Origin of the sequence: Streptomyces sp. NPDC006551, from assembly GCF_040611675.1 — a bacterium.
Lineage (GTDB): Bacteria > Actinomycetota > Actinomycetes > Streptomycetales > Streptomycetaceae > Streptomyces.
In genome coordinates, this window is sequence record NZ_JBEXOT010000002.1 from 14,725 (window position 1) to 32,682 (window position 17,958).

19 protein-coding genes are annotated in these 17,958 nt (G+C 72.1%); 10 read left to right on the plus strand and 9 right to left on the minus strand.

The features are described 5' to 3' along the window. Window positions 1-255 precede the first annotated feature (255 nt). On the minus strand, window positions 256-855 hold the full coding sequence (locus ABZY12_RS02630) for a hypothetical protein (RefSeq protein WP_356886325.1): 600 nt from the start codon (window positions 853-855) through the stop codon (window positions 256-258). 482 nt (window positions 856-1,337) lie between these two features. On the opposite strand from ABZY12_RS02630, the gene ABZY12_RS02635 reads away from it, so the two are divergent. Then, complete coding sequence (locus ABZY12_RS02635; RefSeq protein ID WP_356886327.1) at window positions 1,338-2,837, plus strand: glutamate-cysteine ligase family protein; 1,500 nt, start codon at window positions 1,338-1,340, stop codon at window positions 2,835-2,837. A gap of 130 nt (window positions 2,838-2,967) precedes the next feature. Next, on the plus strand, window positions 2,968-3,747 hold the full coding sequence (locus ABZY12_RS02640) for a CPBP family intramembrane glutamic endopeptidase (RefSeq protein WP_356886966.1): 780 nt from the start codon (window positions 2,968-2,970) through the stop codon (window positions 3,745-3,747). Between the two features lie 85 nt (window positions 3,748-3,832). Here the strand turns inward: ABZY12_RS02640 and ABZY12_RS02645 are convergent, their stop codons facing one another. Further along, entirely contained in the window at window positions 3,833-4,660 is an 828-nt protein-coding gene (locus tag ABZY12_RS02645; RefSeq protein ID WP_356886329.1) for a PhzF family phenazine biosynthesis protein, read from the minus strand. A 158-nt stretch (window positions 4,661-4,818) separates the two neighbouring features. Between ABZY12_RS02645 and ABZY12_RS02650 the strand changes: the two genes are divergently transcribed. Continuing rightward, a complete protein-coding gene (locus tag ABZY12_RS02650; RefSeq protein WP_356886331.1) occupies window positions 4,819-5,496 on the plus strand; it encodes a PadR family transcriptional regulator in 678 nt (225 codons plus the stop codon). A gap of 83 nt (window positions 5,497-5,579) precedes the next feature. Here ABZY12_RS02650 and ABZY12_RS02655 read toward each other — a convergent pair whose 3' ends face one another. Continuing rightward, a complete protein-coding gene (locus ABZY12_RS02655; RefSeq protein ID WP_356886333.1) occupies window positions 5,580-6,008 on the minus strand; it encodes an SRPBCC family protein in 429 nt (142 codons plus the stop codon). Window positions 6,009-6,102: 94 nt separating this feature from the next. Continuing rightward, window positions 6,103-6,306, minus strand: coding sequence for a hypothetical protein (locus ABZY12_RS02660; protein WP_356886335.1), 204 nt, complete (start codon window positions 6,304-6,306; stop codon window positions 6,103-6,105). Window positions 6,307-6,523: 217 nt separating this feature from the next. Here ABZY12_RS02660 and ABZY12_RS02665 point away from each other — a divergent pair, with 217 nt between their 5' ends. The 3 genes from ABZY12_RS02665 (at window position 6,524) to ABZY12_RS02675 (ending at window position 9,401) form a co-directional block, all read left to right on the plus strand. Continuing rightward, a complete protein-coding gene (locus tag ABZY12_RS02665) occupies window positions 6,524-7,174 on the plus strand; it encodes a Clp protease N-terminal domain-containing protein (RefSeq protein WP_356886968.1) in 651 nt (216 codons plus the stop codon). A 41-nt stretch (window positions 7,175-7,215) separates the two neighbouring features. Continuing rightward, on the plus strand, window positions 7,216-8,208 hold the full coding sequence (locus ABZY12_RS02670) for an EamA family transporter (protein ID WP_356886337.1): 993 nt from the start codon (window positions 7,216-7,218) through the stop codon (window positions 8,206-8,208). Window positions 8,209-8,363: 155 nt separating this feature from the next. After that, window positions 8,364-9,401: a DMT family transporter gene (locus ABZY12_RS02675; protein ID WP_356886339.1), complete on the plus strand. Its 1,038-nt coding sequence runs from the start codon at window positions 8,364-8,366 to the stop codon at window positions 9,399-9,401. A gap of 75 nt (window positions 9,402-9,476) precedes the next feature. Here ABZY12_RS02675 and ABZY12_RS02680 read toward each other — a convergent pair whose 3' ends face one another. Beyond that, complete coding sequence (locus ABZY12_RS02680; RefSeq protein ID WP_356886341.1) at window positions 9,477-10,133, minus strand: FMN-binding negative transcriptional regulator; 657 nt, start codon at window positions 10,131-10,133, stop codon at window positions 9,477-9,479. 9 nt (window positions 10,134-10,142) lie between these two features. Further along, window positions 10,143-10,805, minus strand: coding sequence for a pyridoxamine 5'-phosphate oxidase family protein (locus ABZY12_RS02685; protein ID WP_356886343.1), 663 nt, complete (start codon window positions 10,803-10,805; stop codon window positions 10,143-10,145). 35 nt (window positions 10,806-10,840) lie between these two features. On the opposite strand from ABZY12_RS02685, the gene ABZY12_RS02690 reads away from it, so the two are divergent. Further along, complete coding sequence (locus tag ABZY12_RS02690; protein ID WP_356886345.1) at window positions 10,841-12,172, plus strand: aminotransferase class I/II-fold pyridoxal phosphate-dependent enzyme; 1,332 nt, start codon at window positions 10,841-10,843, stop codon at window positions 12,170-12,172. A gap of 134 nt (window positions 12,173-12,306) precedes the next feature. Here ABZY12_RS02690 and ABZY12_RS02695 read toward each other — a convergent pair whose 3' ends face one another. Next, window positions 12,307-13,455, minus strand: coding sequence for a DMT family transporter (locus ABZY12_RS02695; protein WP_356886347.1), 1,149 nt, complete (start codon window positions 13,453-13,455; stop codon window positions 12,307-12,309). A 74-nt stretch (window positions 13,456-13,529) separates the two neighbouring features. Between ABZY12_RS02695 and ABZY12_RS02700 the strand changes: the two genes are divergently transcribed. Continuing rightward, on the plus strand, window positions 13,530-14,435 hold the full coding sequence (locus ABZY12_RS02700; RefSeq protein WP_356886349.1) for a LysR family transcriptional regulator: 906 nt from the start codon (window positions 13,530-13,532) through the stop codon (window positions 14,433-14,435). Between the two features lie 61 nt (window positions 14,436-14,496). On the opposite strand, the gene ABZY12_RS02705 is transcribed toward ABZY12_RS02700, so the two are convergent. Then, window positions 14,497-14,964: a pyridoxamine 5'-phosphate oxidase family protein gene (locus tag ABZY12_RS02705; RefSeq protein WP_356886351.1), complete on the minus strand. Its 468-nt coding sequence runs from the start codon at window positions 14,962-14,964 to the stop codon at window positions 14,497-14,499. Window positions 14,965-15,091: 127 nt separating this feature from the next. Here ABZY12_RS02705 and ABZY12_RS02710 point away from each other — a divergent pair, with 127 nt between their 5' ends. Continuing rightward, the gene (locus ABZY12_RS02710) at window positions 15,092-15,751 is read left to right on the plus strand and encodes a cysteine hydrolase (RefSeq protein WP_356886353.1); all 660 of its coding nucleotides are present in this window, start codon (window positions 15,092-15,094) and stop codon (window positions 15,749-15,751) included. On the opposite strand, the gene ABZY12_RS02715 is transcribed toward ABZY12_RS02710, so the two are convergent. Further along, window positions 15,738-16,181, minus strand: coding sequence for a Rieske (2Fe-2S) protein (locus ABZY12_RS02715; RefSeq protein ID WP_356886355.1), 444 nt, complete (start codon window positions 16,179-16,181; stop codon window positions 15,738-15,740). The genes ABZY12_RS02710 and ABZY12_RS02715 overlap by 14 nt on opposite strands. 203 nt (window positions 16,182-16,384) lie before the next feature. Here ABZY12_RS02715 and argG point away from each other — a divergent pair, with 203 nt between their 5' ends. Beyond that, a complete protein-coding gene (gene argG / locus ABZY12_RS02720) occupies window positions 16,385-17,833 on the plus strand; it encodes an argininosuccinate synthase (RefSeq protein WP_356886357.1) in 1,449 nt (482 codons plus the stop codon). Window positions 17,834-17,958: the final 125 nt, after the last annotated feature.

Genomic DNA, 17,958 nt, shown 5'->3' on the forward strand with positions numbered 1-17,958 from the left:
GTTCGGTTGGTCCAGTGTTCCCCTACGGACGTCGATCCGCAGGTATTTCGCGGCAGCTCTTCCTACTGCATGAAGACGTATCACTCTCGCGGGCGGTTCAGCTCAACTGGGAGGTCACTTCGGATGGTTCGGAGTAGCACCAAAGGGCTAGTCCGTACGGGGGGAGTCGTTCGACGGTGGTGTTCGACGCGGTCCGGACGGAGCTCCGCCCCGCGGGCCGGGCCGGCCGCGGGGCGGGGACGGGCGTGATCCGGATCAGGCCGGCGCCGGCGTGCCGAACAACGGCGGCGGCGCCAGGCGCAGGGTGAGGACGGGCAGCAGGTCGGCGACCCGGTGCGGGCGGTGGGCGGCGATTCCCGGCGGCGCGGGGGCGAGCGGGACCAGCAGGTCGGTGGGTGCGGGCGAGGCCGAGGCGCCGTCGGCCTCGGTGTCGCCGTGCAGCCAGAGCGTCAGCATGTACAGCTCCGGTATGGACAGCAGGTGGGGCTGGTACGGCGTGGGCAGCGCCTCGGCCTGGAGCAGCGCGCGTTCCGTGGCGGTGACGTACGGCCCTTCGAAGAAGTGCGAGAACGACCAGCCGTCGGGGGTGAGCATGGTGTCCGCGGCGGCGACGGCCCTGTCGGTGCCCCGGATGAGGAAGCGCCAGCCGACGAGCCGGGTGCGCGGAGCCTGTCCCGGCGGGACGACCTGGTCCCGTACGTCGAGGACGTGTACGGGCAGCGGAAGTTCGGGGCTCAGCGGGCCCTGGGCGGTTCGGAGGGCGGGCGTTCGCGCCTCGCGGACGGCGGTGGGGGAACCGAGGGCCGCGAGGACACTGCGCAGAGCCGGCGCAGGGGCCGGTGAGGGTCGGAGCATGGTGGGTCGCCTCTCGCTCAGGAGACACGGTGACGCGTGGGCAGGTACGACGGCGCTGTCAGCTGCCGGGCCGGAAGGGGGCCATGAGGCCATGGCCGGGCGCCAACACTCTGCCTCGTTCGCGGAGTTTATACGAGAGGTGTTCACACAGTGTTTCCGCTAGCGCTCGCCGATATTACAAGCAAGGTCCCATCCGGTCCTATTTCAACGGCGATTCGGCGGCTTCCCGGTGGGCTCAGGGCGTCTGCCTGCGACGTTGTCCCCGCTGCGGACGGCTGAATATCGATCCCATGGTTCCGGCAATTATGTCGATGGAATATGTCTCTGCCGAGTGCCTTGGGGATGTGCCGGACGGGAACTCCCTTCAGCCTATCGTTCAACGGGGTTGTCGCGCAGGCGTTATGGATCAGCAGGCCGGGGCATCATCGTCCGTGACACGCGCGGCCGTCGCCGCGGCCGCCCATGCGGGGAGGGACGCTTCGATGGGGGAGAAGGTCGTGACAGACGGGTTCGACCTGTCTGATCGGCAGCGATACCGCAGGAAGCTCCAGCAGTGTCTGGCGGGGCTCGCGAGGCTTCTGGCGGAGAAGAGGTTCGACCGGCCGCGGAATCTCATGGGTCTGGAGATCGAACTCAATCTCGCGGGCCTCGACGGTATGCCCAGGATGGTCAATCAGCCGGTGCTCGAGCGGATCGCGAGCCCGGATTTCCAGACGGAACTGGGAATGTTCAATCTCGAAGTGAACATCGCCCCGCGCCGTCTCGACGGGCGGGTATTCGACCGTCTCGCGGAGGAGCTCACCACCGGTCTGGGATATGCCGACCGCAAAGCCCGTGAAGTCGACGCGGGGGTGGTCATGATCGGAATTCTGCCCACGCTCGCCCAGCGGGACCTCGTCTCCGAGAACCTCTCGGCGGTCGACCGCTACACCCTCCTCAACGACCAGATCGTCGCCGCCAGGGGGGAGGACTTCACCCTCGACATTCACGGCGTGGAACGGCTGAACTGCACCGCGACGTCGATCGTGCCCGAGGCGGCCTGCACCTCCGTGCAGCTGCACCTCCAGGTCACCCCGCAGCGTTTCGCCGCCGTGTGGAACGCTGCGCAGGCCGTGACCGCGGTCCAGATCGCGGTCGGTGCCAACTCGCCGTTCCTCTTCGGGCGCGAGCTGTGGCGCGAGTCCCGGCCGCCGCTGTTCCAGCAGGCCACGGACACGAGGCCGCCGGAGCTCCAGGCGCAGGGGGTGCGACCGAGGACCTGGTTCGGGGAGCGGTGGGTGGATTCCGCGTACGACCTCTTCGAGGAGAACCTGCGGTACTTCCCCCCGCTGCTGCCGATCTGCGACGAGGAGGATCCGCTGCTCGTCCTCGACCGGGGCGGGGTGCCGCGGCTGCGGGAGCTCGTGCTGCACAACGGCACGGTCTACCGCTGGAACCGCCCGGTGTACGGCTGGGTGGACGGGGTCCCGCATCTGCGGGTGGAGAACCGGGTCCTGCCGGCCGGGCCGACCGTCACCGACGTCGTCGCCAACGCGGCCTTCTACTACGGCCTGGTGCGGGCGCTGGCCGAGGACACCCGGCCGCTGTGGAAGCGGCTGCCGTTCGAGGACGCGGCCGTGAACTTCGACACCGCCTGCCGCCACGGGATCGACGCGGAGCTGCGCTGGCCGCGGCCCGGCCGGTCGGGCGGGGTGGCGGCGGTCCCCGCGGTACGGCTGGTCCTGGACGAGCTGCTGCCGCTGGCCGCGGCCGGGCTCGACGCCTGGCGCGTCGAGCCGGCGGACCGCGACTTCTATCTCGGCGTGATCGAGGAACGCTGCCGCGGGCGGGTCAACGGCGCGTCCTGGCAGGCCGACACCTTCCACCGGGCGCTCGACTCCGGTCTCGACCGGGAGGCGGCGCTCGCGGCCACGACCCTGCGCTACGCCGAGCTGATGCGGGCGGGGAAGCCGGTCCACACCTGGCCGGTGGGGATCTCGTAGGGTCGACCACCTACGCGGGGCGGGCGCCAGGAGCGGGGGAATGGCGTCCGGCCCGGAGCGTCACGCATGATCTCCGTACCCGGGAAGCGATGGGGAAGTGGAGACAGGTGTGGTGTCGGAGCAACGAGTGGTGGCCGGTTCTCTTCCCCCTGAGGAGCCGTCGCGCGGGATCCTGCGGTCCGAGACGGTGGTCGTGCTCGCGCTCTCGCTCGGAGCGAGCGGTGTCTCGGCCCTCATCAGCTTCGTCGGATCGTTGACCAAGCCGGGCGGGCTGAAGGACCAGGCGGCGACGCTCAACGGCTCGTACGCTCCGGGACGCCCCTGGCTCGACCTCGCCTGGCAGCTCTTCGGCATCGCCTCGGCGCTCGTCCCGGTCGTCCTCGTCGCGCATCTGCTGCTGCGCGAGGGCTCCGGGCTGCGGGCGATCGGCTTCGACCGGTCGAAGCCGTGGCCGGATCTGGGGCGAGGCGCGCTGGTGGCGGCCGGGATCGGGAGCGCCGGGCTCGCCTTCTACCTGATCGCGAGGGCTTCGGGGTTCAATCTGACGGTGGTGCCCGAGTCGCTGCCCGAGGTGTGGTGGAAGTACCCGGTGCTAATCCTCTCGGCGGTGCAGAACTCCGTCCTGGAGGAGGTCATCGTCGTCGGCTATCTGCTGCGCCGGCTCGATCAGTTGGGATGGTCGCCGACGGCCGCCCTGGTGGCGAGCTCGGTGCTGCGCGGCTCGTACCACCTCTACCAGGGGGTCGGCGGCTTCATCGGGAACATGGTGATGGGCGTCGTCTTCGTCTGGCTGTACCGGCGCTGGGGGAGGGTGGGACCGCTCGTGGTGGCCCACGCGCTGCTCGACATCGTGGCCTTCGTCGGATACGGCCTGCTGGCAGGGAAGGTGGACTGGCTGCCCACGGCCTAGCGGGCAACGGAGCGTAGGGGTGGAGGGGCGTACGGCGGTGGCCGTACGCCCCTCCGTCGTGTACGGGGTCCTGCGGCTTACGGGGTCAGGCGCGCAGCTCCCCTTCGATGACCGTCACGGCGTGGCCGGTCAGGAGGGTGCGGTCGCCGCGCAGCCGGGTGCGCACGAGGCCGGTACGGGCGCCGCCCTGGAATCCGGTCAGCTCGTCGCGTCCGAAGCGGGCGGACCAGAACGGCGCGAGCGCGGTGTGGGCGCTGCCGGTGACCGGATCCTCGTCGATACCGACGCCCGGGAAGAAGCCGCGGGAGACGAAGTCGTAGCCGCGCTCGGGCTGTCGGGCGGCCGCGGTGACGATGACACCCCGGTCGGAGAGGTCGACGAGGGCCGCGAAGTCCGGCGTGACGTAGCGCACGGTCTCCTCGTCGCGCAGCTCGACGACCAGGTCGCCGATGTGGGCGGCGGTGTCGTGGACGGAGACCACCTCCACACCGAGCGCCTTCTCCAGCCCGTCCGGGACCGGTACGGGGGTCAGCGGCGAGGTCGGGAAGTCCATCGTGATGGTGCCGTCCTCTTCGGCCGTGGCGCTGAGGATGCCGCAGCGGGCCGCGAACCGGACGGTGCCGTTCGCCGCGCCGGTCGTGGGGAGCGCACCGGTCGTGTGCAAGACGTGCGCGGTGGCGAGCGTGGCGTGGCCGCACATGTCGACCTCGGTGGTCGGGGTGAACCAGCGCAGCGCCCAGTCGGCCTCGCCGCCGGCGGGCAGGGGGTGGGCGAAGGCGGTCTCGGAGAGGTTGACCTCGGCGGCCACCTTCTGGAGCCAGTGGTCGTCTGGGAAGGAGTCGAGCAGCAGGACCCCCGCCGGATTGCCGGAGAAGGGTCGGTCGGTGAAGGCGTCGACGATTCGAATCCGCATGCCCGGGACCGTACCGGCGGCGCGATGCCGCAGGCCAAGGCCAATCCCGGGTGACTGGACCGGTCGTCGGCGACGGACGCTTGGCAAACGAAGTGTTCCGATATATCGTTGAAGCATCGCGACAGTTCGACGATGTACCCGATGGAAGGAGCGTTGCGATGCGTACTCATGGACACGATCACGAGCACGGGCATGGACATGGAGACTGCGGACCCGGCCCTCGCGGTCGGGGCGACGCCGGACGCGGCCAGTTCGGTCGGGGCGAATTCGGACGCGGTGACTTCGAGCGCCGTCGCGCCGCCTTCGGTCCCTTCGGGCCCGGCTTCGGTGGCGGACCGTTCGGTGGTGGCCCCTTCGGGGGTGGCGGGCGCGGTCGCGGAGGTGGCGGACGGGGAAGGGCGCGGCGCGGAGACGTGCGTGCCTCGATCCTCGCGCTGCTCAAGGACCGCCCGATGCACGGCTACGAAATGATCCGCGAGATCGGTGAGCGCAGCGGCGGGGCGTGGAAGCCCAGCCCCGGCTCCGTCTACCCGACCCTGCAGCTGCTCGAGGACGAGGGGCTGATCGCCAGCGCGAGCGACGGTGGCAAGAAGCTGTTCACGCTCACGGACGCCGGTCGGGCCGAGGCCGAGTCGGGGCCGGAGGCCCCGTGGGAAGAGGCCGGGCGCGGTGTCGACTGGGACGCCCTGAACGAGATCCGGCAGGCCGGCTTCGGTCTGATGGAGGCGTTCGGGCAGGTCTGGAAGACCGGCAGCCCCGAGCAGCGGCACAAGGCCGTCGAGGTCATCAACGACGCCCGCAAGAAGCTGTATCTGATCCTGGCCGACGAACACTGAGCGGCCCCGGCGAAGGAGGGCCCCACGGCGATCCGCCGCGGGGCCCCTTTCATGTCCGCCGCGCGTGTGCCGGGGCGTCCGCGTCAGACCACCAGGCCGGCCAGCTTGCGCAGCGACTCGTTCAGCGCCGCCGTCGCCGAGTCCCTGAGCTTGCCCGCCATCAGCGAGACCGCCGCGCCCGTGAACTCCCCGTCGATGCGCACGGTCGTCGCGTCACCGTCAGCCGCCAGCGAGTAGCGCGTTCCGACGTCGACCCCCATCGGCCCCTTGCCCCGGATGGCCAGCACCCGAGCGGTCTCCAGCTCCTCGACCGTCCATGTCACCTCGGCCGGGAAGCCCATCAGCTTCATGTTCTCCGCGAAGGTGGCACCCGTTTCGAGCGTGGCCGGGCCGCCGTTCGGGAAGTCGGTGTGGGTGGCGTTCCACTCGCCGTACGAGGAGAAGTCCGTCAGCCGTGCCCAGACCTTCTCGGCCGGCGCCTCGAGCCGTGCCTCCGCGCTGACTTCGGCCATGCGACCACCCCTTCACGCGTTCACGTGTGCTGGTTGGGATCCGGTGTCGCGGAACGTAGCCGTACGGCCGTGAACATTCAATACTGATGAACCGTCAGTTCCTTGCCGGTTCCTCGACGTCGCCCATCCACCAGATCTGCGCCGAGTCGAACCAGTCGGAGGCCCGGGGTCCGCCGCTTTCGTCGTGGCAGTGGAACGCGGCCCAGAAGAGATCGGCCGGCAGCGCCTCCCGCGGTGCGTACACGCGGTAGACGTACTGCCGCCCGTCGAGCGCGAGAAGGGCGACCATCCAGAACATGTACGGGAGACGTTGCGCGAGGGGGCCGTGGTTGCGTCCGGGGCGCAAGGCAAGGCGGCGCGCGCCCCGTGCACCGAACTCGCGCAATCTCATCCCGAAGAAGGAGGAGCCGCTCGCGTGCGCCCAACTCCGGTGGGATGCGCACATGCTTCTCACCGGGGATGCTCCGGCCGCCGGAGGCTGATGAGGTGGGAGGGTGCAAAGACCCGTCCACCGCGTGCCCCCGCAGTCGCCGATCCGGCGACGCGCGGACATCGCCTCCGGCCTGACCGCCGAACTCGCGGCGGTCGTGGCGGGCGCGCGACGTCGAGCCCTCCGGGACGGCGACCGGCAGATCGACACCGCCCATCTGCTGCACTCGCTCATCGAGTCCGATCCCGAGGTGGGCGCCGCCTTCGAGGACGCTTCGCAGCGCGCCCGCCTCCTGGGGTATCTCGTGCAGCGCTCCATCGGTTACGGGCTGCGCTGGCAGGGCTCGGTCGAGGAGACCGGCGGCGGACACGTCGTGCGGCGGGTGGAGCCGGCGAACGCCACGGATCACGTGACGGGCAGGGAAGGCGTGGTGGACGCGGCGAGGTGGCCGGAGGTGGGAGCGGCGGGGTGGTCGGCCCCTGCCCCGGCCGGTGTGGCGGGATGGTCTGCCCCGGCCGCGGCGGGGGTGGCGGCGTGGTCGCCCTCGGCCGCCGCGGCCATGGCGAGCGCCTTCGAACGGGCCGCGTCGCGCGGCGAGCCGTGCGCCCGCGGCCTGGATCTGCTCGCCGCCGTCGCGGCGGATCCGGGCAGCCGGGCCGTCGAGGTGCTCCGCAGGGCACGGGTGGATCCGCTCGCGCTGGCCGACCGGATCGGGGAGCTGTCTCAACAGGTGTAACGGGGGTTACGCACCTGACGCCGCCCTGTCATGATGGCCCGATGCACGCGTCTCAGGGGAGAAGCGCCGGCCTGGGACTCGCCCTGGCCTCGGCCTTCGCATTCGGTGGTTCAGGAGTGGCGGCCAAGCCGCTCATCGAGGCGGGACTCGACCCGCTGCACGTCGTGTGGCTCCGGGTGACCGGTGCCGCGCTCGTCATGCTGCCCGTGGCCTGGCGCCACCGCGACCTCCTGCGACGCAAGCCCGCGCTGCTCGCCGGCTTCGGGCTGCTCGCCGTCGCCGGCGTCCAGGCCTTCTACTTCGCCTCCCTGTCCCGGATTCCCGTCGGTGTCGCGCTGCTCATCGAGTACCTCGCACCCGCTCTCGTCCTCGGCTGGGTCCGTTTCGTCCAGCGTCGCCCGGTGACCCGCGCCGCCGCACTCGGCGTCGTCCTCGCCGTCGGCGGACTCGCCTGCGTGGTGCAGGTCTGGTCCGGGCTGAGCTTCGACCTGCTCGGGCTGCTTCTCGCCCTGGGCGCCGCCTGCTGCCAGGTCGGCTACTTCGTCCTCTCCGACCAGAGCGGCGACGAGTCCGACCCGGCCGATCCGCTCGGCGTCATCGCGTACGGACTGCTCTTCGGTGCCCTCGTCCTGACCGTCGTCGCCCGCCCGTGGGGCATGGAGTGGTCGGTCCTCGGCGGCACCGCCGACATGAACGGCACCGACGCGCCGGCCTGGCTGCTCCTCGGCTGGATCGTGCTGATCGCCACCGTGCTCGCCTATGTCACCGGAGTCATCTCGGTGCGCAGGCTCTCCCCCCAGGTGGCCGGCGTCGTCGCCTGCCTGGAGGCCGTGATCGCGACCGTCCTGGCGTGGGTGCTGCTCGGCGAACACCTCGCGGGCCCGCAGATCTTCGGCGGCGCGGTGGTCCTGATCGGCGCGTTCATCGCCCAGTCGTCGACACCGAAGGCCGCCTCGCCGGTCCCGGTGGCCGGGACCGGTCCGGCCGACCGGGAAACGGAGTGGTCGGCCGGACCGGGCCTCCCTCTAGGGTGACGATCATGCATAAGACCGTACTTCCGCCGCCCGCCGCCTAGCGCGGGCGGCACTCTCCCTGACGAAGACCGGGCTCGGGCAGTCCCCGAGCGGGTCCTCGCTGCCCCCGTGCGCAGTCGAGCGACCCCATCACCCGTCTTCACACGGAGAAGTACGTGTCGAAAACCTCTCCCTCCTCCTCCGATCTCTCTTTCGCGTCCGCGGCCTCGAATGCGGCCCCCGCTGCGGCCACGCCCGCCGTCGGGCGGAGCCTCCTCTGTCTCGTCGTCGCGGGAATCGCCTGGGGCACGGCCGGTGCCGCTGCCTCGCTGATCTTCCGAGGCAGCGACCTGGGCCCGCTCGCCCTGTCCTTCTGGCGCTCGGCCGGCGGCCTGGTGCTGCTGCTCGGGGCGCTGGCCCTGCGCCCCCGGCGCACCGGGGCCGGGCCGGCTGAGCCCCGTCGCCGACGGCTGATCCGCATTCTCGGTACGGGGATCTCCATGGCCGTCTTCCAGGGCGCCTACTTCGCCGCCGTCGAGGCGACCGGCCTCGCGGTCGGCACCATGGTCACGCTGGGCGCGGGGCCGGTCCTGATCGCCGTCGGCGCCCGGCTCACCCTCGGCGAACGGCTCGGGCGCGGCGGCATCGCCGCCGTCGCCGGGGCGCTCGCCGGCCTCGCCGTCCTCGTCCTGGGGGGCGAGAGTGGTGGCGTCCGGCCGCTGGGCGCGGCTCTCGCGGTCCTTTCGGCGGCCGGGTACTCGGCGGTCACCCTGCTCACCCGGTGGCTGGGACGGGACGGCGGGGCCTCGGACGCCCTGTCGACGACCGCGTGGGCCTTCGCCATCGGAGCGGTCGGGCTGCTGCCGGCCGCGATCGTCGAGGGGCTCGTTCCGCACACGGCCGAGCCGCTGCGGGTGCTGGGCCTGCTGGTGTACGTGGCGGCGGTCCCCACGGCGCTGGCGTACGCGCTCTACTTCACCGGAGCGGCCGCGGTCCGCGCCGCGACCGTCTCCGTGATCATGCTCCTGGAGCCGGTGAGCGCGTCGCTGATCGCGGTCACGGCCCTCGGCGAGCGGCTCACCGCCGCCACCGTGGCAGGCACCCTGCTGCTCCTCGCGGCCGTCGTGGGCCTGGCGACCGCGGAGACGCGCACGGTGGCCACGTCCCGTGATCGTGAGGCGGAGGCGGAGGCGGAGTCGGAGGTACGGGTGTAGGCGTGGCGGACCGCTACGGGGGGATGCCGGGCGTCCGCCGGGTGCGCGGCGGACGCCCGGGCGCGGCCCCGCCGGTCACGTTGTGGCGTCTGGCCGGGCGCGGCGGCGGAGTTGGTGGGTGCGGGCGGCCGCGTCCCCCGGGGCGGCGCGGCGGGCGAGGCCGTCGGCGATCCGGTTCTGGACCGCCTCCGGTTTGTGGTTCGCGTACTTGAACTTGGCGCGGACGTCCGTCACGTCGAGGCGCAGCACCCGCAGGCCCGACAAGAGCCGTCCGAAGGGCGCCTCGCCGACTGCGACGGGGGCGGTGCCGCCCTCCGGCTGGAAGTGGGCGACCTGGCGGTTCAGCAGCTCCGCCTTCTCGGCCGGGTCGTCGACCACCCACGCGGTGCAGCGCAGTTGGACGGCGGCGTAGAAGGAGGTGGGGGTGCCGTGCTCGGCCGGGGCTCCCTCGGGGGCCGCCCACGGGCCGGGAACGAACACATAGTCGTCCACCACGCTCAACAGGACCGTCGGGTTCCCCTCCAGCGCCGCCCACATCGGGTTCGGGCGGGCGAGATGGGCGATCACCTGCCCGTACCGGCCGGGCTGGGAGTCGTACCGGAAGTGCATCGGCTGCACCCACGGCGGCTCGCCGGGCAGGCCGTTGACCGCCAGCTGGCCGAAGTCGTGGCCGGTCAGCCAGCCGCGCCACTCGTCATCGTCGTGCACGGAGTCCCAGGGATGGATCAGCATGGCGCGGCCTCAGACGAGGGTGAGGTAGTCGGGCAGGGCGATCGCCGGATCGAGGTCCTCGGCCGGGATCGGGGTGCCGTAGGTCGTGCGTACGGGGATCACACCGGTCCAGTGGGGGAGCGTGAGGTCCTCGGGGTCGTCGTTGGGGCCGCCGGTGCGGACCTTGGCGGAGACCTGGTCGAGGTCGAGACGGAGGACGGCCGTGGCGGCGAGCTCCTTGGCGTCGGCCGGGCGCGCGTCCCGGGAGCGGCCGGGGACGACGTGGTCGACCAGGGCGTCGAGGGCGGTGCGCCGTTCCTCGGGGTCGGTCACCTGGTGGGCGGTGCCGTGGACCACGACGGAGCGGTAGTTGATCGAGTGGTGGAAGGCGGACCGGGCCAGCACCAGGCCGTCGACATGGGTGACGGTCAGACAGACGGGCAGCCCGGGAGCCTCGGCACCCCTGCCCGCCATGTGCAACGGGCGGGAGCCGGTCGAGCCGTGGACATAGAGGCGTTCGCCGATCCGGCCGTACAGGGTCGGCAGCACGACCGGGGCGCCGTCGCGGACGAAGCCGAGGTGGCAGACGTACGCCTCGTCGAGTATCGAGTGCACCAAGGCGCGGTCGTACGAGGCACGGTCGCGACCACGCGTGGGGAAGGTCCGCTCGGTCCGCTCGTAGGTGTCCGTCATTGCGCTCTCCATTGCACTAGTGCATAATGTCGTTTGTGCTAGGAGAGTATCGGATCGAAGGCCGTCGCGCATCGGAGATCGCCGCGAGCGTGGAGCGGGGCGTGGCCGCGGGTGAGCTGCAGCCGGGGCAACTGCTGCCACCGATGCGAGAGTTGGCCGTCGGGCTCGGGGTGAACCCCAATACGGTCGCGGCCGCGTACCGCACCCTGCGCGAGCGCGGCGTCATCGAGACGGACGGCCGGCGCGGCAGCCGCGTGCGGCCGAGGCCCGCGACCACGGCCCGCGGGTCGATCCGCGTGGAGGCGCCGGCCGGTGTACGGGACGCCGGCCAGGGCAACCCGGACCCCGCGCTGTTGCCGGCGCTGGGTCCGGCGCTCGCGGAGGCGGCCCGGCGGGACGCCGAGCGGCCCGGAATGTACGGGGAGGCGCCCGTCGACGAGGAGTTCGCCCGGCTCGCGCGGGCCGCGCTGGACGCTGACGGGGTGCCCGACGGACCGATCGCCGTCACCTCGGGGTCGCTCGATGCCATCGAGCGGGTCCTCGCCGTTCACCTCAGGCCGGGGGACGGCGTCGCCGTCGAGGACCCCGGGTGGGGGAGTCTGCTCGACCTGGTCCCGGCGCTCGGGCTCCGGCCGGTGCCCGTCGCGGTCGACGACGAGGGGCCGCTGCCGGACGACGTGACGCGGGCGCTGCGGGAGGGGGCGCGGGCGGTGATCGTCACCGACCGGGCGCAGAACCCGACCGGCGCCGCGGTGACCGCTCGCCGCGCCGCGGAACTGCGGCGCGTCCTCGCCGCCCACCCGGACGTGCTGCTCATCGAGGACGACCACGGCCACGGCATCGTCGACCTGCCGCTGCACCCGTTGGCCGGCGTGACCGACCGCTGGGCGATGGTCCGCTCGGTCGCCAAGGCGTACGGACCGGATCTGCGGATCGCCACGCTGACCGGGGACGCGGAGACCTTCGACCGGGTGCTGGGGCGCCAACAGCTCGGGCCCGGCTGGGTCAGCAGACTGCTCCAGCGTGCCGTCGCACACCTGTGGGCCACGGGCGCGGTGGACGCGGCGGCCGTCGCGGGCTCCTACGCGCGGCGGCGCGACGGGCTCGTGCGCGCCCTTGAGCGACGCGGGGTGGAGGCGCACGGGCGCAGCGGAATGAACGTATGGGTGCCTGTCGCCGACGAGACGGGGGCCGTGGCGCGACTCCTCGGCGCGGGCTGGGCGGTGGCTCCGGGAGCCCGCTTCCGGATGAGCACCGGGCCGGCCGTCCGGCTGACCGTCTCCGGCCTGACCATGGACGACATCGAGCCCCTGGCCGACGCGGTCGCGGGCGCGGCGGGGCCGGCGCCGGCGCGGAGTTACGGCTGAGGCGGGAGGTGCGGGCGGGAGGGGGCGGGCCCGTCGGGGACGGCGCGTGGGCCTCTGCCCGGCAGGGAGTGCTGCCGGGCAGAGGATCGAAGGGAGGGCCTCGTCGTCCTCATGGGCGGCGGGCCCGGCTGTTCTTACGGGCGGCCCGTCCTGGCGCCCGAGGTGCACGCCACGGGCGTGACGGGCGCGGCCGGTGAGGTCGATGAGGCCAAGGGGTGGTCGGCGGGGGTCGGCACGGGCGGCTCCGTACCGGCGGGATCTGCGGGAGCCGGGCCTGCCGGGGCGGGGCGGCGAGGGCCGGAGGGCCCGGCCGGGGCTCCCGTACCCGTGGCGGCCGGGCTTGCCCCCGACCGGCGGCGAGGGCCGCGGGTCTGGGTGAGGGCGGCGCCCGCGAGGACGACGACGGCGCCGATCGGGGTGTTCCACGTCAGCTGTTCGTCCAGGAGCGCGACGCCCGCCGTCGTGGCGATGACGGGAATGAAGTACGTGACCATCGAGGCCGTCGTCGGGCCCACCTCGGCCACGACCCCGTACTGCAGCAGCATCGCGTACCCCGTGCCCAACGCCCCCAGCGCGATCACGGCGAGCAGCGGAACGATCTCGACGGAGGTCGGGAGCGAGGTGAACAGAGGGGTCACCACGGCCAGTTGCAGCGTCGCAAGGCCCACCTGGGAGCCGGCGAGGGAGAGGTGGGAGGCGCCGGTCCCCGACAGCGTGCGTCGGACGTAGATCCAGCCCACCGCGTAACTGAACGAGGCGAGCAGCGCCATCGCCGTGCCCGTGACGTCGAGACCCGAGAAACCCTGCCAGGCGCCGAGCACCGTCAGGACCCCGATGAAACCGATGCCCAGACCCGCCGCGCGCACCCGCGTCGGGCGGTCCTCGGAGAGCGCGACCAGGGACAGTGCCATGCCCCACAGGGGCGTCGTCGCGTTGCAGATACCCGCGAGGGTCGAGGGGATCGTCAGTTCGGAGTAGGCGAAGAGCGAGAACGGGAGCGCGTTGAGGAGGAACGCGGCGACCGTGAGATGGAGCCACGTCCGGGCGCCGCGCGGCAGCCGCTCACGCTTGATCGCCATGACGGCGGCGAGCACCGCCGTACCGAAGAGCAGGCGGCCGAACGTCACTTGGAACGGGGCGAACCCTTCCGTGCCGACCTTGATGAGCAGAAAGCTGAAGCCCCAGATCAGGGCGAGGACGCCGAAGCGGACGCGCCAGTCCAGCGTGCGGCGAGGGCGGCGGGCGGCGCGAGGGAGGGCCCGGAACGGGGCGATGGAGCTCATGACGTACAGAGTGGCGGCTCCGATCTCGTAGAACAAGCGAGATTATTTGGAGGCGTTCCCTTAGTATTGCTTACATGTTGAATCTGGAGCGCCTGCGGACGCTGGACGCCGTCGCGCGGCACGGCTCGGTCAGCGGTGCGGCCGACGGGCTGCATGTCACCACCTCGGCCGTCTCGCAGCAGCTGTCCAAGCTGGAGCGGGAGATCGGCCAGCAACTGCTCGCGAAGAACGGACGAGGCGTGCGGCTCACCGACGCCGGACTGCTCCTCGCCGAGCACGCCGCGCGCATCCTCTCCCAGGTGGAGCTCGCCCAGTCCGACATCGAGGCCCAGCGGGGCCAGGTCGTGGGCGAAGTGCGGATCGCCGCGTTTCCCACGGCCGCCCGCGGGCTGTTCCCCGGTGCGCTCCGCGCGCTGCGCACCGCCCACCCCGAACTACGGGTCCGCACCAGCGAGATGGAACCGGAACAGGGCATCCGAGAGGTGCTTCGGGGCGATGCCGACCTCGCGATCGTGCTGGACTGGAGCAACAAGCGCGCCCCGGTCCCCGGCGGTCTGCAGCGGGTCCATCTCCTCGACGACGCCGCCGACGTCGCCCTGCCCGTCGATCACCCGCTGGCCGGGCGCGCCGAGGTGGACCTCGAGGACTTCGGCGACGAGGACTGGGTGTCCTGGCCGGAGGGCGAGTTCTGCCACGACTGGCTGATCTTCACGCTGCGCTCGCAGGGCATCGAGCCACGTATCGCCCACTGCGCCGGAGAGCACCACACCCAGCTCGTGCTGATCGCCGCCGGACTCGGGATCTGTCTGACCCCTCGCCTCGGGCGCGGCCGCGCACCGGACGGCGTCGCCTTCGTGCCCGTACGGCAGAAGGTGCGGCGGCACATCTACGCGACCTGGCGCACGGACGCCGCTCGTCGGCCGTCCATCCGGGCGGCGGTGGAGGCGCTGCGGGAGGCGGGCGCCTCGCTGAGCAGCTGAGCGGCAGCGGCGGATCGGGTGAGCGACCCCGGTCCGGCGCGACCCCCTCCGCCCGGCGTTCTCAGAGGCGCGCCAGTTTGCGGAAGTCCCAGGAGGCGATCGCGGTCGGAGTCAGCTTCAGCCACGCGTGCCGGCCGTCGTGGGGCATGGCCTCCAGGCCGAAGTTCTTGGCAGCGAAAAGCCTTTCCGGGACGTCGAGTTCGGGGCAGGGCTCGCCCGTGCGCGGAGCTTCGCCGACGAAGGCCGCGGTACCCGACAGTTCCGCGCCGCGCAGCTCCCCGTACTCCTCGCCGTCGTCCACCACCACCGCGATCCGGGGGTCGGCGCGCAGCTGGGCCCAGCGGCGGCTGCGGGTGATCGAGTACAGCCAGAGCGAGGTGCCGTCCCAGACGAACCAGAGCGCGCCGACATGGGGCCGACCGTCGGCGGAGACGGTCGCGACGCGGCAGGTGCGCTGCTCGGTGAGGAAGGCGTCCAGCTCGGCCGGGGTCATCATGATCCGGCGTCCACGGCGTTGTGTGACGGTCATCGGCCGCCTCCTTCAAGGATTCTGATGATGTGTCAGAAATCATGGAGGCTCTTCCCTCCGGGGGCAAGAGTGGCTAACCTCGCCCGCCCGGGCCGGCACGTGATCGCGCCGGGAACAAGGGGGAGACATGGCCGGCGCCGCTCAGCGGGAACAGCTCCGGGGGCAGCTCGCGCCGGCCGGTACGGTGCTGCTCACCGTCGAGTGCCAGCAGGGTGTCGTCGGGCAGGACAGCGCACTGCCCGAACTCGCCGCCGTGGCCCGCTCCTCCGGAGCCCTGCGGAACGTGGCGCGGCTGGTCGCGGCCGCGCACGAGGCCGAGGTGCAGGTGCTGCACGCGGTCGCCGAGCGCCGGCCCGACGGGCGGGGCGCCAACCGCAACGCCCGGCTCTTCCGGGCCGCCGCCCGGCTTCCCGTGCAGCAACACAGCGGCAGCACGGCGGTACGGATCGCCGAACCGATCGAGGTCGCGGACGAGGACCTCGTCGTACGACGGCTGCACGGGCTGTCGCCCCTCGCCGGGACAGATGTCGACCCGCTGCTGCGCAACCTCGGCTGCCGCACCCTGGTCGTGACCGGAGTCTCGGCCAACGTCGCCATCCCCAACGCGGTCTTCGACGCCGTCAACCTCGGCTACACCGTGGTCGTGCCCGCTGACGCCATCGCGGGAGTGCCGGCCGACTACACCCCCGCGATGATCCGCCACACGCTCGCGCTCGTCTCCACCATCACCACCACCGAGGAGGTGCTGAGCTGCTGGAAGGGCTTGCCGCGCGTCACGCGAGGGTGATCGCGTCCCCCTCCACCTTGATCGGCGTGGGTGGCAGGGGAGCGGTCGCGGGTCCGCCCTTGACGCTGCCGTCCGACACGTCGAAGAGGCTCTGGTGGCAGGGGCAGGTGATGACCCCGTCGCCGACGCCGCTGACGGCGCAGCCCTGGTGGGTGCACTTCGACGAGAAGGCCTTGAACTCGCCGGCGGTCGGCTGGGTGATGACCACCCCCTGATCGGCGAGCACCTTGCCGCCGCCCACCGGGATGTCCGCGGTCCGCGCGAGCGGCGCGCCGGCGTCCTGGGGAGCGCCGGACGTGCCCCCGTCCGCCTTGCCGTCCGTTTCCGCGCCCGCCTTGCCGTCCGCGCCGGCGCCGCACGCGGCGAGCGCCACCGCCAGCCCCGCACCGCCCGCCGCCGAGACCACCGTTCGCCGTGCCACTGTGCTCATGCGCTCCCCTTGGGTTCCCGTCCGATCGACGCGTCGACCTGTCAGGGGGGAGTACGGGCGAGCGGCCCGGAGTGTTCAACGACCAGCTCGAAACGAGTGCCGGACCTGGTTGGGCCCCCGTCGGCGGGCCGGGATCGGGCCCCGGCGGTACTCGTCTCACCGTCGACGTTGCATGGTCATACGGATTGATGCATAATTTTGCCATGTCCAAGGTCCTCACCTCCCTTCCCGCCGGCGAGCGCGTCGGCATCGCCTTCTCCGGCGGGCTCGACACCTCCGTCGCCGTCGCCTGGATGCGTGACAAGGGCGCCGTCCCCTGCACGTACACCGCCGACATCGGTCAGTACGACGAGCCCGACATCGCGTCCGTGCCCGGCCGTGCCTCCGCGTACGGCGCCGAGATCACCCGGCTGGTCGACTGCCGTGCCGCGCTGGTCGAGGAAGGCCTTGCGGCACTCGCGTGCGGCGCGTTCCACATCAAGTCCGGCGGGCGCCCCTACTTCAACACCACGCCGCTGGGGCGCGCCGTCACCGGCACGCTGCTGGTGCGGGCCATGCTCGAGGACGGGGTGCAGATCTGGGGCGACGGCTCCACGTTCAAGGGCAACGACATCGAGCGGTTCTACCGGTACGGACTGCTCGCCAACCCGCACCTGCGGATCTACAAGCCCTGGCTGGACGCGGACTTCGTGAGCGAGCTCGGCGGCCGCAAGGAGATGTCGGAGTGGCTGCTCGCGCACGGGCTGCCGTACCGGGACTCGACGGAGAAGGCGTACTCCACCGACGCCAACATCTGGGGCGCCACGCACGAGGCCAAGACCCTGGAGCACCTCGACACCGGCATCGAGACGGTCGAGCCGATCATGGGCGTGCGGTTCTGGGACCCGTCGGTGGAGATCGCCACGGAGGACGTGACGGTCGGCTTCGACCAGGGCCGCCCGGTCACCATCAACGGCAAGGAGTTCGCCTCCCCGGTCGACCTCGTGATGGAGGCCAACGCCATCGGTGGCCGGCACGGCCTGGGCATGTCCGACCAGATCGAGAACCGGGTGATCGAGGCCAAGAGCCGCGGCATCTACGAGGCGCCCGGCATGGCGCTGCTGCACATCGTCTACGAACGCCTGGTCAACGCGATCCACAACGAGGACACCGTGGCCGCGTACCACAACGAGGGCCGGCGGCTCGGCCGGCTGCTCTACGAGGGCCGCTGGCTGGACCCGCAGGCGCTGATGGTGCGTGAGTCGCTGCAGCGCTGGGTCGGCGCGGCGATCACCGGCGAGGTGACCCTGCGGCTCCGGCGCGGCGAGGACTACTCGATCCTCGACACGCAGGGCCCCGCGCTCAGCTACCACCCGGACAAGCTCTCGATGGAGCGGACCGAGGACTCGGCGTTCGGCCCGGTGGACCGGATCGGCCAGCTCACCATGCGGAACCTGGACATCGCGGACTCGCGGGCCCGGCTCGAGCAGTACGTGGGACTCGGCCTGGTCGGCACCGCCCACCCGACGCCGATCGGCGCCGCTCAGGCGGCCGCGACGGGCTTGATCGGTGCCATGGACCAGGGCGGCGCCGAGGCGATCGCCTCGCGTGGCGAGGCCACGGACGAGGAGACGATGCTGGACCGCGCCGCGATGGAGTCCGGCACGGACTGACGGCCGGCGTCGGTCGTACGTACCTGGGCGGTGGGCCCCGGCGGATTCCGTTCCGCCGGGGCCCACGGCTGTTTGTGCGGGCAGATGGACGGAGTGCGTCCGGTCCCAGTTTCCGGTCGCAGTTA